The organism is Paenalicyclobacillus cellulosilyticus, from assembly GCF_014647315.1.
Classification (GTDB): Bacteria; Bacillota; Bacilli; order Alicyclobacillales; family Alicyclobacillaceae; genus Alicyclobacillus_J; species Alicyclobacillus_J cellulosilyticus.
The window spans coordinates 37,528-50,475 of sequence record NZ_BMOY01000022.1 but is presented as its reverse complement, the minus strand read 5'-3'; the positions used below and the strand labels follow the sequence as shown (position 1 = coordinate 50,475).

At 64.5% G+C, this 12,948-nt stretch carries 12 protein-coding genes, 1 tRNA gene and 1 pseudogene; all 14 read left to right on the top strand.

Annotation, left to right across the window (positions count from 1 at the left end):
* Nucleotides 1-175: 175 nt before the first annotated feature.
* Nucleotides 176-1,429: an MFS transporter gene (locus IEX97_RS08160; protein ID WP_188882285.1), complete on the top strand. Its 1,254-nt coding sequence runs from the start codon at nucleotides 176-178 to the stop codon at nucleotides 1,427-1,429.
* A 27-nt stretch (nucleotides 1,430-1,456) separates the two neighbouring features.
* Nucleotides 1,457-2,233: an alpha/beta hydrolase gene (locus IEX97_RS08155; RefSeq protein ID WP_188882284.1), complete on the top strand. Its 777-nt coding sequence runs from the start codon at nucleotides 1,457-1,459 to the stop codon at nucleotides 2,231-2,233.
* A 133-nt stretch (nucleotides 2,234-2,366) separates the two neighbouring features.
* Complete coding sequence (locus IEX97_RS08150) at nucleotides 2,367-2,798, top strand: Hsp20/alpha crystallin family protein (protein WP_188882283.1); 432 nt, start codon at nucleotides 2,367-2,369, stop codon at nucleotides 2,796-2,798.
* Nucleotides 2,799-2,907: 109 nt separating this feature from the next.
* Nucleotides 2,908-2,983, top strand: a tRNA-Gly gene (locus IEX97_RS08145).
* 226 nt (nucleotides 2,984-3,209) lie between these two features.
* The gene (locus tag IEX97_RS08140; protein ID WP_188882281.1) at nucleotides 3,210-4,295 is read left to right on the top strand and encodes an RluA family pseudouridine synthase; all 1,086 of its coding nucleotides are present in this window, start codon (nucleotides 3,210-3,212) and stop codon (nucleotides 4,293-4,295) included.
* A gap of 92 nt (nucleotides 4,296-4,387) precedes the next feature.
* The gene (gene aroC, locus IEX97_RS08135) at nucleotides 4,388-5,545 is read left to right on the top strand and encodes a chorismate synthase (RefSeq protein WP_188882291.1); all 1,158 of its coding nucleotides are present in this window, start codon (nucleotides 4,388-4,390) and stop codon (nucleotides 5,543-5,545) included.
* Nucleotides 5,542-6,675, top strand: a complete 1,134-nt coding sequence (gene aroB / locus IEX97_RS08130) for a 3-dehydroquinate synthase (RefSeq protein ID WP_229776653.1) — start codon at nucleotides 5,542-5,544, stop codon at nucleotides 6,673-6,675. The genes aroC and aroB overlap by 4 nt, the downstream gene beginning before the upstream one ends.
* Nucleotides 6,672-7,037: pseudogene (aroH, locus tag IEX97_RS08125) on the top strand (chorismate mutase); the annotation flags it as partial. The gene aroB and the pseudogene aroH, both read left to right, overlap by 4 nt.
* A 217-nt stretch (nucleotides 7,038-7,254) precedes the next feature.
* Nucleotides 7,255-8,298 carry an anthranilate phosphoribosyltransferase gene (gene trpD, locus IEX97_RS08120; RefSeq protein WP_188882278.1) on the top strand — a complete coding sequence of 348 codons (1,044 nt, stop codon included), beginning with the start codon at nucleotides 7,255-7,257 and terminating at the stop codon, nucleotides 8,296-8,298.
* Nucleotides 8,295-9,188, top strand: coding sequence for an indole-3-glycerol phosphate synthase TrpC (gene trpC / locus IEX97_RS08115; RefSeq protein ID WP_188882276.1), 894 nt, complete (start codon nucleotides 8,295-8,297; stop codon nucleotides 9,186-9,188). The genes trpD and trpC overlap by 4 nt, the downstream gene beginning before the upstream one ends.
* Nucleotides 9,148-9,855 (top strand): phosphoribosylanthranilate isomerase, encoded by a 708-nt coding sequence (locus IEX97_RS08110; RefSeq protein ID WP_188882275.1) that lies wholly within the window; start codon nucleotides 9,148-9,150, stop codon nucleotides 9,853-9,855. Before trpC ends, IEX97_RS08110 begins: the two co-directional genes overlap by 41 nt.
* Complete coding sequence (gene trpB, locus IEX97_RS08105; protein ID WP_229776651.1) at nucleotides 9,830-11,041, top strand: tryptophan synthase subunit beta; 1,212 nt, start codon at nucleotides 9,830-9,832, stop codon at nucleotides 11,039-11,041. The genes IEX97_RS08110 and trpB overlap by 26 nt, the downstream gene beginning before the upstream one ends.
* Before the next feature lies 1 nt (nucleotide 11,042).
* Nucleotides 11,043-11,861 (top strand): tryptophan synthase subunit alpha, encoded by an 819-nt coding sequence (gene trpA, locus IEX97_RS08100; protein ID WP_188882274.1) that lies wholly within the window; start codon nucleotides 11,043-11,045, stop codon nucleotides 11,859-11,861.
* Between the two features lie 35 nt (nucleotides 11,862-11,896).
* Nucleotides 11,897-12,937: a 3-deoxy-7-phosphoheptulonate synthase gene (gene aroF, locus IEX97_RS08095; RefSeq protein WP_188882273.1), complete on the top strand. Its 1,041-nt coding sequence runs from the start codon at nucleotides 11,897-11,899 to the stop codon at nucleotides 12,935-12,937.
* Nucleotides 12,938-12,948 lie beyond the last annotated feature (11 nt).

Below are 12,948 nucleotides of genomic sequence, written 5' to 3'. Positions count from 1 at the left end.
GTTATCCACAGCGACGCCGCCCCAACCGGCTCCTGAACTGCCCAAAGTGGAGGGTCAAATAGTTTGATTTTTATATGAGTGATCCACTTCCCCTTGGGTTAGATTTTTTCGTGAGTTGACACGGCCGCCCGTGTGCTATACTGCTCAGGGAACGACGAACCGAAGGGGTAAAGCAATGGAGAACGAAGAAATCCTCACGCGCTTAGGCATGCAGATGCGGCCGGAGACGTGGGCGAACTTTCGCTGGGACTTGACCTCGGCGATGTTCATCAGCCTGTTTTCCGCGGTGTTCGGCCAGTTCTACACGCCCATGGCGTTGCGGCACGGCGCTTCGAACTTTCAAGTCGGCTTGCTCACCGCCGCACCGGCCATCGGGCTGTTGTTTTCCCCGCTCTGGGCCAACCTCCTCCAGGGCCGCCGCCTGAAGCCGTTTGTTGTGTGGCCCAACCTCTTCGCCAGGTTGTCGCTCGCCGTGGTGGCGGTCTGGTCCACCCCGTGGGTGTTCGTCGCCATCGCGTTGTTCATCAATTTCCTGGGTGGGGTGCAAGCACCCGCCTACGCTGCGCTCGTGACCCGGATGTACCCGCCGCAACTGCGCGGCCGTCTCATGGGGTACGTGCGCGTGGCGATGGGCAGTTGTCTGTTGCCGGTGACGTTTGGTCTCGGGATATGGTTGCAATCGGCCGGGGATGCGGGTCCGCTTTGGGCGGCCGCCGCCGCGGGCGTCACATCCATCCTCGTGTTTTCGCAGGTGCGCGAAGTGGAGCCTGTCGCCGCAGACCACACGCGCGCCGTGGTGAGGTTGCGGGATCAATGGCAGGTGTTGCGGGGCAACCGCGCATTGGGGGTGTTTTTGGCTGCGACGACCTTATCCGGATTCGCCAACCTGCTCGCGAACCCGCTCTATCAGATTTACCAGGTTCACACCCTGGGGCTGACCGACACCCAAATCAGTTGGACGCGCATCATGTACTACGCCTGCCTGCTCGTCGCGTACTTGTTGATGGGTTGGGTCATCGACCGTTGGTCGCCGCGCGCCGCGATGTTCGTCGGCATCGGGGCGTACCTCTCCGTGCCGTTGTTTTATGCCTTGTGGGGGACGTATCCCGCCGTCATCCTCGGCAGCGGATGTCAAGGCATCGGCGACGCCACCTGGGACATCGGCTGTCTTTCGTATGTCTTTCGGGCCGCACCCGGCCAGGAGGCGGTGGCGTTCGGATTGCATCTGATGCTGTTCGGGGTGCGCGGGACGTTGGCTCCGCTCGTCAGCACCAGCTTGTCTCATGCCGTCCCGGATACATGGATCTTTTTCTTCTCTTCCTTCCTCGGTTTGCTGGGCGCCATCACCTTGGCGGTGTTCGGCCGGCCGCGTCCGGAGCGCACGAGCGCCGTGCGGAAGTGGATACCGGTTTCGCATCGCCATGTGTAAGATATTGGATGTCCAGGAGGGATGATTGTGGCGCTGATCCATTGTGATTTCTTTTCTGAAGTGCTTGGATTGTCTTGTTCCATGTACGTGATTCTGCCGCAATCGACACACAACCAGATCGGTTTGACGGGTGCCGCCCGCGACGGGAAACACCCGACCCTGTACTTGTTGCACGGCATGTCGGATGACCATACCATCTGGGTCCGCCGCACCTCCATTGAACGGTATGTCGCGCCGCTCGGCTTGGCAGTGGTGATGCCTGCCGTCCACCGCAGCTTCTACACCGATATGGCGCATGGCCTCAAGTACTGGACGTTCATCAGCGAGGAGCTGCCAGCCATCGCCCGTTCCTTCTTCCCGTTGTCGGCGGCTCGGGAAGACAATTTCGTCGCCGGCCTGTCGATGGGAGGGTACGGCGCGTTCAAACTGGCACTGCGCCATCCCGACCGGTTTGCCGCGGCCGCGAGTCTCTCCGGCGCACTCGACGTGGCGGCACGCGCCGCAGCGGGGACAGAGGAGTGGCGAAACATTTTTGGCGATCCGTCCCGGGTGCGCGGCAGCGATGACGATTTGTTCGCCTTGGCGGAGCGGGTGGCGAAGTCGGATGGACCCAAACCGCTGTTGTACCAGTGCTGTGGCACGGAAGATTTTCTCTACGCCGACAACCGCCGGTTTATGGCGCACGCGCGCGAACTCGGCCTGCCGTTGACCTATGAGGAAGAGCCGGGCAGCCATGAGTGGGGGTACTGGGACCTCAAGATCCAACGCGTGTTGGAGTGGTTGCCGCTGCGGCGCGACGTGTGATTCCGGGTGTTCCCGTTCGCCCGCACACCGCGCCGCTCGCCAGGATACGCATAGAAGAGGAACCAACATGTCCCTGACTCATGCCGCCGCGGATGACGCACGTTGATGGACAAACGGGATGGAGGTGAAGGGCATGTCATGGGTTCCGCTGGATCCCCTCGGCGTATGGCGGCGTGAATTCGGGAATCTCCCCGACTTGTTCGATGGAGAGTGGACCAAGCCCTGGTCGACCCTCCCGCGCATTCCGGTGGATGTGCGGGAGACACCGAACGAGGTCGTTGTGACGGCGGAAATCCCGGGCCTGGAGCGGAAAGAGGACGTGCAGATCCGCGTGCACGATCAACACCTGCACCTGTCTGGGCAAATCGAACGCCACGCAACGACGCAGGGCGAGCACGTGTTCCGCAGTGAGCGGTTTTTCGGGCGCTTTTCCCGGACCGTGCCGCTGCCGTCGCCGGTGGATGAACGGGGCGCCAAGGCAGCGTACCGCAACGGCGTGCTGGAAGTACGGCTGCCCAAGGTGAGCGGGCGGGGCGGTCAAGTGATTGATGTGGAATTTCATTGAGCATCATATCGGATGGGGCCATGCCGTGGCCCCTTTTCCACTTGACGCGGACCGACACGTGCAGTATACTCCTAACTGCGTGAGGCAATCGCGTCGCTTTACGGGAAGTGCGGACGTAGTTCAATTGGTAGAGCGTCAGCTTCCCAAGCTGAATGTTGCGGGTTCGAGTCCCGTCGTCCGCTCCACAAACCGTTCGAACGCTGCCGGGTATACGTCTCCCTCCGTTTTGCTCGTCAAGCCTCGGGTTGCCGGCTTGTCTGGGCGGAGGTGAGGCGTATACCTTTTTGTATGCGTTTGGATGCGCCGCGGAGCTTGCGCCTGAACGGGGCTGTTGCGCGTGTGCTCGCGCCGCAACGTGAAGGGAGAAGCGGTACGCGGCATCAGAACGGAGCAAAGGCAGGGATTGCGGGGATGGAAGCAGGGGAAGGCGTGCCGGTACAGGACGTGCGCGAGCTTTCTGCGCGCGTACGTCGCACGTACGCGCTGCGGGTGGATCCCGGCTGGGAAGGCCGCATGCTGAAGGATGTCCTCCGCACAGAACTGGGCATGTCGCGCCGGCTCTTGCGCACACTTCGTCACGACGCCGCGGTGTTCGTCAACGGCAAGCCCGCTCGCCTCATCGATCGCGTCCGTGCCCACGACTTGGTGGAAGTGGCATTGCCTGCGGAAGAGAGCGAAGTGCCTCCTGAACCGATGCCGCTCGACATCCGCTACGAGGATGAGGATATCCTCGTCGTCAATAAACCGGCTGGCGTGCTCACGCATCCGTCGTCCAAAGAACGCGGCGGATCGTTGCTCGCTGGGTTGCGCGCGTATTTGGCGGACGCCGGTGAGGTGCCTCATTGCGTGCACCGCCTGGACCGCGACACCTCGGGGTTGGTGATGTTCGCCAAACACGCACATGCCCACCATCTGTTCGACCGGGCGCTGCAGCAAGGGGCCATTCACCGCGCGTATGCGGCATTGGTCCACCAGGTGCGCAGAGAATACGCGCACGGTTCGTGGCACACCATCCGCTTGCCCATCGCACCTGACCCGGCCAAGCCGTCCAAACGGGTCATTTCCGCAGACGGCCAACCTGCCATCACCCACTTTCGCATTGTCCGGGAAGCTGGGACCATCGCGTTGGCGCACGTCGTGCTGGAGACCGGCCGCACCCACCAGATCCGCTTGCACATGGCGGCCATCGGTCTGCCTCTGGTCGCCGACCGCGAATACAACGCCTGGGCGCACCCGCAGGACGGGCTGCCCGGCGGTGTGGCGAGCCCCTTGTCCCGGCAAGCGTTGCACGCCTTGCAGCTCGCCTGGCTGCATCCGCTGCGCGGCGACTTGCACAGGTTATCCGCTCTGCCGCCAGAGGACATGCAGGCATACTGGCGTCTGGCAGGCGGGGATGCCTCCGTGTGGGACGAATTGGCTGCCGATTTTTCCGCGTTGACACGGTTGGTGACATCTGCGCATCCTCCGGGCGGTATCGACAGCGAAGGCAACCGTTGACACGTTGGCACGTGCGCTTTCGCCCCGGTGCGGCCATGACGTGTTATAATACATCGGATACATACGGTGTGGGGAGAGGTGTGGCGAACCGCATGATTCGGTATCTGAGTGCAGGGGAATCCCACGGGCCGCAGTTGACGGTCATCGTCGAGGGATTTCCCAGCCATCTGCCGGTGTCGAAGGAGAAGATCGACGAGCAATTGCGGCGCCGGCAACTCGGTTACGGCCGGGGACGGCGAATGCAGATTGAAGCGGACGCGGTCGAGATCACGAGCGGGGTTCGGTTCGGGCGGACGCTCGGGTCTCCGATCACCATGCACATTGTCAACCGGGATTTTAAAAATTGGACGGAGAAGATGCGTGTCTTCGGCGAACCCCCGGAGAACCTGAAGGAAGTGACGCGCCCGCGTCCGGGACACGCCGACCTGGCGGGTGCCATCAAGTACGATCACGAAGACATCCGCAACGTCTTGGAGCGGGCGAGCGCAAGAAACACCGCGACGATGGTGGCCGCGGGCGCCTTGGCGCGGCAGTTGCTGGAGCACTTCGGGATTCAGGTGACGGCGCACGTGGTCGAGATTGGCGGCGAGCGGGTGCAACAGGTGCCGGAAGATTGGGACGCGCTCGTCGCCGCCGCCGACGCCTCCGATGTGCGCGCCGCGGACCCGGAAGCGGCGGAACGAATGCGGCGCAAGATCGACGAGGCGAAGGAAAAAGGAGATACCGTCGGCGGCGTCTTTGAGGTCATCGTGCGCGGCTGTCCCATCGGCTTGGGCAGCTACGTCCATCCTGACCGGAAGCTCGATGGCCGGTTGGCCGGGGCGCTCATGAGCGTGCAGGCCATCAAAGGGGTGGAAATCGGGCTCGGTTTCGAAGCGGCGCGTCGGTTCGGTTCACAGGTGCACGACGCCATCCTGCACGACGGGTCCCGGTACCTGCGCCCGACCAACGGGGCGGGTGGCCTCGAGGGGGGGGTGACCAACGGAGAACCCATCGTGATCCGGGCTGCCATGAAGCCCATCTCGACCCTGTACAACCCGCTCCCGAGTGTCGATATGCGGACGAAGCAGCCAGAACCCGCCGCGGTGGAACGGTCCGACTATTGCGCGGTGCCTGCGGCCTCCGTGGTCGGGGAAAACGTGGTGGCGTGGGTGATTGCCGAAGCGTTTCTCGAAAAGTTCAGCGGCGATTCGCTTGCGCAGATAGAAGATCAGGTGCGCGCCTACCTGGCGCGGGTGAGGCAGCGGTGACCACGACACTCCGGGTACAATCCGCCCGCCGCCCGTACGACGTCACCATCGGTCCGGGATTGCTTGACGAGACAGGACCGATGCTGTTGGCGCGGGGGGTCGATCCGACGGTCAAGCTGTTCTTGGTCACCGACGACGAAGTCGCGCGGTTCGGTTACGCAGAACGGGTGATGGACAGCTGCCGCCAGGCAGGGTTCGCCGTCGCCGCCGCGGTGGTGCCGGCCGGGGACGCGTCCAAGTCGTTCGCCAACGCGGAGCGGCTGTATCAAGAGATGTTGCGCGCGGGCATTCGCCGCAGCGGCGTCCTGCTCGCGGTCGGGGGCGGCATGGTGGGCGATCTCGGCGGTTTTGTCGCCGCCACCTACCAACGGGGCATCCGTTATGTTCAAGTGCCGACGACGCTGTTGGCGCATGACAGCAGCATCGGCGGCAAGGTGGCGGTCAACCTGCCGGAGGCGAAAAACCTGGTGGGAGCGTTTCATCCGCCCATCGCAGTCATCTTTGACGTGACCGCCTTGTCGTCCTTGCCGGCGCGTGAGTGGTGCGGCGGGATGGCGGAAGTCATCAAGCACGGCCTCATCGGCGACCCGCAGTTGTTCGCGGATCTCGAGGCAGCGCCGGTCACCTCCTATCCCGGCCCGGAGCGGGCGGAAGCACTGATCGCGCGCGCCGCGGCGGTCAAGGTGCGCATCGTGGAAGAGGATGAACACGAGGCTTGGCGGCGGATGGTGCTCAACGTCGGGCATACGGTCGGCCACGCTGTGGAACAGGTCTCTGGTTACCAGATCCACCACGGAGAGGCGGTGGCCATCGGCCTGCGTGTCGAGAGCGAGATCGCGTGGGGGCGCGGCTGGTTGTCCGCAGACGACAAAGACCGGCTGATTCGGGTTCTGGCGGCGCACGGCCTCCCGGTCACCGTACCGCAACTGCCGTGGGATGAAGTGGTGGCGGTCCTCCATCACGATAAGAAGCACGGTGACGACCATTGGACGTTCGCCTTGCCGCGGGCAGTGGGTGACGTCGTCATCGTCCGCGACGTGCGTTACGAGGAACTTGCCGCTGCCTGGTCCCGGTCCGCTGCAGACGCTGACACCGGTGGCGGGAAACCGGGGGGAGGGGGCGCGCCATGACGAGCAAGGTGCGAGGCATTCGCGGCGCTGTCACGGTCGAAGCCAACACGGCGGAGGCCATCTTCGACGCCACGCGCAGGCTGATGCAAGCGATCGTCGAACAAAACCGCTTGGCTGCCGATGACGTCGCCAGCGTCATTTTGACGATGACGCCGGACTTGAACGCCGACTTTCCTGCCCGGGCTGTGCGCAGCCTGCCCGGTTGGCAGTGGGTGCCGCTGATGTGCGCGACCGAGATTGCGGTGCCTGGATCGCTGCCGCGGTGCATTCGGGTCTTGGTGCACGTGAACACCGATGTGACACAGGACGCGCTCCATCATGTGTATCTGGGCGAGGCGGTGGCGCTGCGCCCGGACATCGCGCACCCGAGCCCCGCTGCTGCAAGCAGCGATGAACGCGGGGAACTTGGAACGAAGCGAGCTGCGGGCAGCGGTGGCGAGCAGGCGGCGGGTGGTTGACGAACGGTCCAAGGCAACGTATCATGCTTCATAATCACCGCGTGCTCGGGTGCACGGAACGGTTGCACGCGACGCTTTGCCTTGAGCAGAGGAGAGTTGAGAGGAGAGGAGATGAGGCGAGATGAGCATGGCCATGATGGATGCGTTGAAAAAAGTGGTATCCGGGTCTGCGCTCGACGCCGCCGAGGCGGAGGCATGCATGGACCAGTTGATGAGCGGCTCCGCCTCGCCCATCCAGATCGCCAGCCTGGTCACGGCGATGGCGGTGCGCGGCGAGACGGTCGAGGAGATGGTCGGCTTTGCGCGCGCGATGCGCCGGCATGCGCTCCAGGTGGAGAACGTGCCGGACGGCGCGGTGGACACATGCGGTACGGGCGGAGACGGTGCCAACACGTTCAACATTTCGACCGCAGCTGCCATTGTGGCTGCCGCAGGCGGCGTGCCGGTGGCGAAACATGGGAACCGGGCCGCTTCGAGCCGCTGTGGCAGCGCCGATGTGTTGGCAGCGCTCGGTGCCCGCATCGACGGCAATCCAGAGACTGCGCGCCGCTGTCTGCAGCAGACCCGTCTGTGCTTTTTGTTTGCGCAATCGTTCCATCCGGCGATGCGCCACGCGGCGGAAGTGCGGCGTCAGCTTGGGTTTCGGACCATTTTCAACTTCCTGGGTCCTTTGACCAACCCGGCTCGGGTGAGGCGCCAGGTGCTCGGCGTGCCGCGCCTCGACCTGGTGCGCAAGATGGCCGAAGCGCTCAAGCTCCTGGGCTGTGAACACGCGCTGGTGGTGCACGGTGCCGGCGGGATCGACGAGATCTCCATCGTCGGCGAGACGGCTGTGGCCGAGGTGAAAGACGGCCGCATTTGCGAATATACCATCGCTCCGGAAGATGTGGGATTGGCGCGCGCGGATCTCGCTGCCATCCAAGGCGGCGACGCGGAGGAGAACGCGCGCATCATCCAGGAGGTCCTGAGCGGGGCTCGCGGTCCCAAACGGGATGTCGTGGTGTTGAACGCGGGTGCGGTCCTGTACGTAGGCGGGAAAGCGACCCGTTTGTACGATGGTGTGCGCCTGGCGGAAGTGCTGATTGACTCGGGTGCTGCGCGGGAAACCCTCACGGCGTTCGTGCGCGCGACCCAGATGGAGTCTGCGGCGGAGGTCCAAGGATGAGTACGTGGTTGACCCGGATCCTGGAAACCAAGCGGGAAGAGGTCGCGGCACTGCGGCGCAACCCCCCGGTGCGTGAACGCGACAGGCAAGACATACGCGGTTTTGCGGATGCCATCCGCCGCGCACCGCAGCTTGCGGTGGTCGCGGAATTCAAACGCGCCAGTCCGTCGAAAGGACTCATCGCGCCTGAATTGTCGCCGGAGGTGGTCGCACCCGCGTACGAAGCGGCCGGCGCGACGGCGTTGTCGGTGCTGACGGACAGCACGTACTTTCAGGGGTCCATCGCCGACCTGCAGGCGGCTCGCGCGCAGGTCGCGATCCCGGTGTTGCGCAAGGATTTCATCATCGACGAACTGCAGATTGACGAAGCGTACGCGGCCGGCGCCGACGCGGTCCTGTTGATCGCGGCAGCGTTGCCGGCACCGCGGTTGCGCGAGCTGTCGTCGTACGCCCGGTCGCTGGGGCTCGACGTCCTGATCGAAGTGCACCGGGTCGAGGAACTGGACGCCGCTTTGGCGGCCGCACCGTCGGTGCTCGGGGTGAACAACCGGGACTTGCACACGTTTCGCGTTTCCCTCGAAACGACCCGGGAAGTCTTGGCGCACGTCCCGGAGCATGTCCTTGTGATCGCGGAGAGCGGCATCGAAACGCGCCAGGACGCAGAACGCATGGCTTCGTACGGGGCCGACGGCCTGTTGGTGGGCGAAGCGCTGATGCGGGCGATGCGAAGCGGACACATGGAGGCGCAGATGGCGGCGTTGTCGGTCGCGCGCGCCGGACGTCCGCTGCGGCAAGTGCCTGCGGCGGCGCTGCGAGCGGAAACCGGGCCGGCGGACGGGGGTGCAGCGCATGACCCAGGTGAAGATCTGCGGGCTGCGCCCGGGCGATGATCTGTCGTTCACCCGTCATCCGTCGGTGACGCACATCGGGGTGGTCTTCGTGCCGGCGAGCCGCCGGTACGTCGCGCCTGCTGCAGCCAGGGCCATCACCGCGGCCGCCCGCGATTGCCGCGTGTTGGGCGTGTTTGTCGACGAGCCAGTCCATGTCGTGCGGGAGGTCATCCAGACAGCGGGGTTGCACGGTTGCCAGCTGCACGGAAACGAGCCGCCGGAGGTATGTGCCGCTCTGCGCGCGGACGGTTGGACGGTGTGGAAGGCTTTGTCCGTACCTCCCGCCGTCGCTTCCCAGGCGTCGGTGTTGGCAGACCTGGTCAGCAAGGCCGCGGTGTACGCGCCCTGTGTCGACGCCCTGTTGTTCGATGCGGCGCCGCCGCAAGGCGCGGCGCCTGGGGTGACGGGCGGATATGGCCAGCCATGGGCGTGGGACGTGCTGCCCGCGCTCGTCGCGGGCATCGCCCGCCGGGTTGCGCGCCTCCCGGCGGTTTGGGTTGCCGGCGGCCTGAATGCAAAGACCATTCCGAACCTGCTCCGTGTCTTCCGGCCGGACGGCATCGACGTCTCATCGGGTGCCGAAGTGGACGGCCGCAAGTCTTTGCCGAAGGTGAACGAGATCCTCGAGGTGGTGAACCGTTTTGACGCAGCAGAACGCGTACCCTGACGCGCTCGGCCGCTTCGGGGCGTACGGCGGCCGCTTTGTGCCGGAGACGTTGATGTCGGCACTGCAGCAGTTGGAGGCAGACTACCGGCGTTTGGCGGGTGATCCGGCGTTCCAGTCCGAGTTGCGGGGCTACCTCGAGACGTACGCCGGCCGGCCCACGCCGCTGTACTTTGCGCGCCGGCTGACCGCGGCGGTGGGGGGAGCCAAGATCTATCTGAAACGGGAGGACCTGAATCACACCGGTGCGCACAAGATCAACAATTGCTTGGGACAGGCGCTGCTTGCCGTCAAAACGGGAAAGCGGAAGGTGATTGCCGAAACGGGCGCCGGGCAACACGGCGTCGCCACCGCGACGGTCGCGGCCCTGTTTGGCCTCGAGTGCAAGGTGTTCATGGGGGAAGAAGACATGCGCCGGCAGGCGCTCAACGTCTTCCGCATGCGGATGCTCGGCGCAGAGGTGGTACCGGCGACCTCAGGCACGCGGACCTTGAAAGACGCCACGAATGAGGCCATCCGCTACTGGGTGGAACACGTCGAAGACACGTATTACATCATCGGGTCGGTCGTCGGACCTCATCCGTATCCGATGATGGTGCGCGACTTTCAACGGGTCATCGGCGATGAGACCAAGCGGCAAATCGTGGAACGGGAAGGCCGCCTGCCCGATATGCTGGTCGCGTGCGTCGGCGGCGGGAGCAACGCGATGGGGATGTTCTATCCGTTTGTGGCGGATCGCGAGGTTGCATTGGTGGGTGTCGAGGCGGCCGGGCGCGGCATCGAAACCTCGGAGCACGCAGCGAGCATCCGGCGCGGCCGTCCCGGTGTTTTGCACGGGGCCATGACGTATCTGCTGCAAGACGAGTTTGGTCAGGTCACACCTGCGCACTCCATCTCCGCCGGGCTCGATTATCCTGGCGTGGGGCCGGAGCATGCCTGGCTGCACGATACTGGACGGGCGCGCTATGAGCCCATCACGGATGAAGAGGCGCTCGAAGCGTTTTACCTCCTGTCGAAGACCGAGGGCATCATTCCTGCTTTGGAGAGCGCACACGCTGTGGCGCAAGCGGTGAAAGAAGCCCGCAGCATGGACAAGGACCAGGTGGTCGTGGTCTGTCTGTCGGGCCGCGGTGACAAAGATGTGGAACAGGTGGCCGCGCTCGCGCGGGCACCGGAGGGGGAGGCTTGAGATGGACCGCATCGCGCGCGCTTTTCGTCGTCCGGAGAAACGAGCCGCCCTCATTCCGTTCCTCACCGCGGGCGATCCGTCCTTCGACGCTTCCTTCGCCTTGTTCCGGGAAGTCATCGCGGCGGGCGCCGACTTGGTCGAAATCGGCATCCCGTACTCCGATCCGCTGGCGGACGGCCCGGTGATTCAGGCGGCTTCCTTGCGGAGCCTGCGGGCGGGGTTTTCCTTGCCGAAGGCGTTTGAGCTTACGGCGGCGCTGCGGCGGGACACCGAGGCCGGACTGGTGTTGTTCACCTATGTCAATCCGCTTTTCCAATATACGCCGGAGCGGTTTTTCCGTGATGCAAAGGCCGCCGGAGCGGATGGGGTGATTGTGCCGGACCTGCCTGTCGAAGAGAGCGATCCGGTGCGCGCTGTGGCTGACCGTTACGGGGTCGCGCTCATCCCCTTGATCGCGCCGACCTCCGGGGAGGAGCGGGTCGCCCGGGTGTGCGCGGCGGCGCGCGGATTCGTGTACTGCGTGTCGTCGCTCGGGGTGACCGGGGAGCGCGCTCATGTATCGGCACGAGTACGGGAGTTGGTTGCGATGGCGCGCCGGTACACCTCGTTGCCGCTGTGCGTCGGATTTGGCGTCAGCGCGCCGGACCATGTACAATCGATCGCTGAATATGCGGACGGCGTCATCGTCGGCAGCGCGCTCATCCGCCGCCTGGAACGCGCGATGGCAGATTGGCCGGAAGATGAAGCGGCGTGGGCAGAGGCCGTGCGCTCGTTCGTGCGCGAATTGAATTTCCCTTTGTTGCGTCAGGCCGGGATGTAATCTGTATCCAGCGAAAGAAGAAGGAGCTGCGTGGGATGATTGTCGTGATGAAAGAAGGCGCCAAACAGGAAGAGATTCAGGCGGTCGTCCAATTGCTGCAGAGCAAGGGGTTGGGGGTGCACGTCTCCCCGGGTGAGGAAAAGACCATCGTCGGGGTCATCGGTCCGAAGGAACGGGTGTTGGAGCTGCCTGTGGAATCGATGCCCGGTGTGGAAAAGGTGGTGCAGGTGAGCAATCCGTTCAAGTTGGCGAGCCGCGCGTTCCATCCGCTTGACACCATCGTCCGTGTCGGCCAAGTCGAAGTCGGCGGCGAGCAACCGCCGGTCATCATCGCCGGACCGTGCTCTGTGGAATCCTTGGAAGGCATTCTCGAGATCGCCCGCGCGGTGAAACAAGCGGGCGCGCACATGTTGCGCGGCGGCGCGTTCAAGCCGCGCAGCTCGCCGTATTCGTTTCAGGGATTGGGCGAACTCGGCCTGAAGTATTTGGCGCGCGCGCGGGAGGAGACCGGGTTGCCGGTCGTCTCGGAAGTCATGGAAATTGAGGCCCTCCCGATGATGGTCGAGTACGTCGACGTGTTGCAAATCGGGGCCCGCAACATGCAGAACTTCCCGCTGCTCAAAGCGGTCGGCAAGACCGACAAGCCGGTCCTGCTGAAGCGCGGATTGTCCGCCACCATTGAAGAATGGCTGATGTCGGCCGAGTACATCCTCTCAGCCGGCAACCCGAACGTCATCCTGTGCGAGCGGGGCATCCGGACGTTCGAGACGTACACCCGCAACACCCTCGACTTGAACGCGGTGCCGGTGGTCCGCCATCTGTCTCACCTGCCCGTCATCGTCGATCCGAGCCACGGCGTGGGCAAGTGGCAGTACGTGACCGCCATGGCGCGCGCAGGCATTGCGGCCGGGGCGCACGGCCTCATCGTCGAGGTGCACCAGAATCCGGCCGAGGCGTTGTCCGACGGCCAACAGTCGTTGACGCTCGAGAATTTCGCCAACATGATGGAAGAGGTACAAGCCATCGCGTCCGCGATGCGGGCGGTGCGCGCCACGAAAGTGCCCGTCGGGAAGTGACCCGGCAGGAA

Coding starts and splice junctions, on each gene's coding strand:
- IEX97_RS08160 (WP_188882285.1), top strand. CDS start 176: ATGGAGAACGAAGAAATCCTCACGCGCTTAGGCATGCAGATGCGGCCG.
- IEX97_RS08150 (WP_188882283.1), top strand. CDS start 2,367: ATGTCATGGGTTCCGCTGGATCCCCTCGGCGTATGGCGGCGTGAATTC.
- IEX97_RS08140 (WP_188882281.1), top strand. CDS start 3,210: ATGGAAGCAGGGGAAGGCGTGCCGGTACAGGACGTGCGCGAGCTTTCT.
- aroC (WP_188882291.1), top strand. CDS start 4,388: ATGATTCGGTATCTGAGTGCAGGGGAATCCCACGGGCCGCAGTTGACG.
- trpD (WP_188882278.1), top strand. CDS start 7,255: ATGAGCATGGCCATGATGGATGCGTTGAAAAAAGTGGTATCCGGGTCT.
- trpC (WP_188882276.1), top strand. CDS start 8,295: ATGAGTACGTGGTTGACCCGGATCCTGGAAACCAAGCGGGAAGAGGTC.
- IEX97_RS08110 (WP_188882275.1), top strand. CDS start 9,148: ATGACCCAGGTGAAGATCTGCGGGCTGCGCCCGGGCGATGATCTGTCG.
- trpA (WP_188882274.1), top strand. CDS start 11,043: ATGGACCGCATCGCGCGCGCTTTTCGTCGTCCGGAGAAACGAGCCGCC.
- aroF (WP_188882273.1), top strand. CDS start 11,897: ATGATTGTCGTGATGAAAGAAGGCGCCAAACAGGAAGAGATTCAGGCG.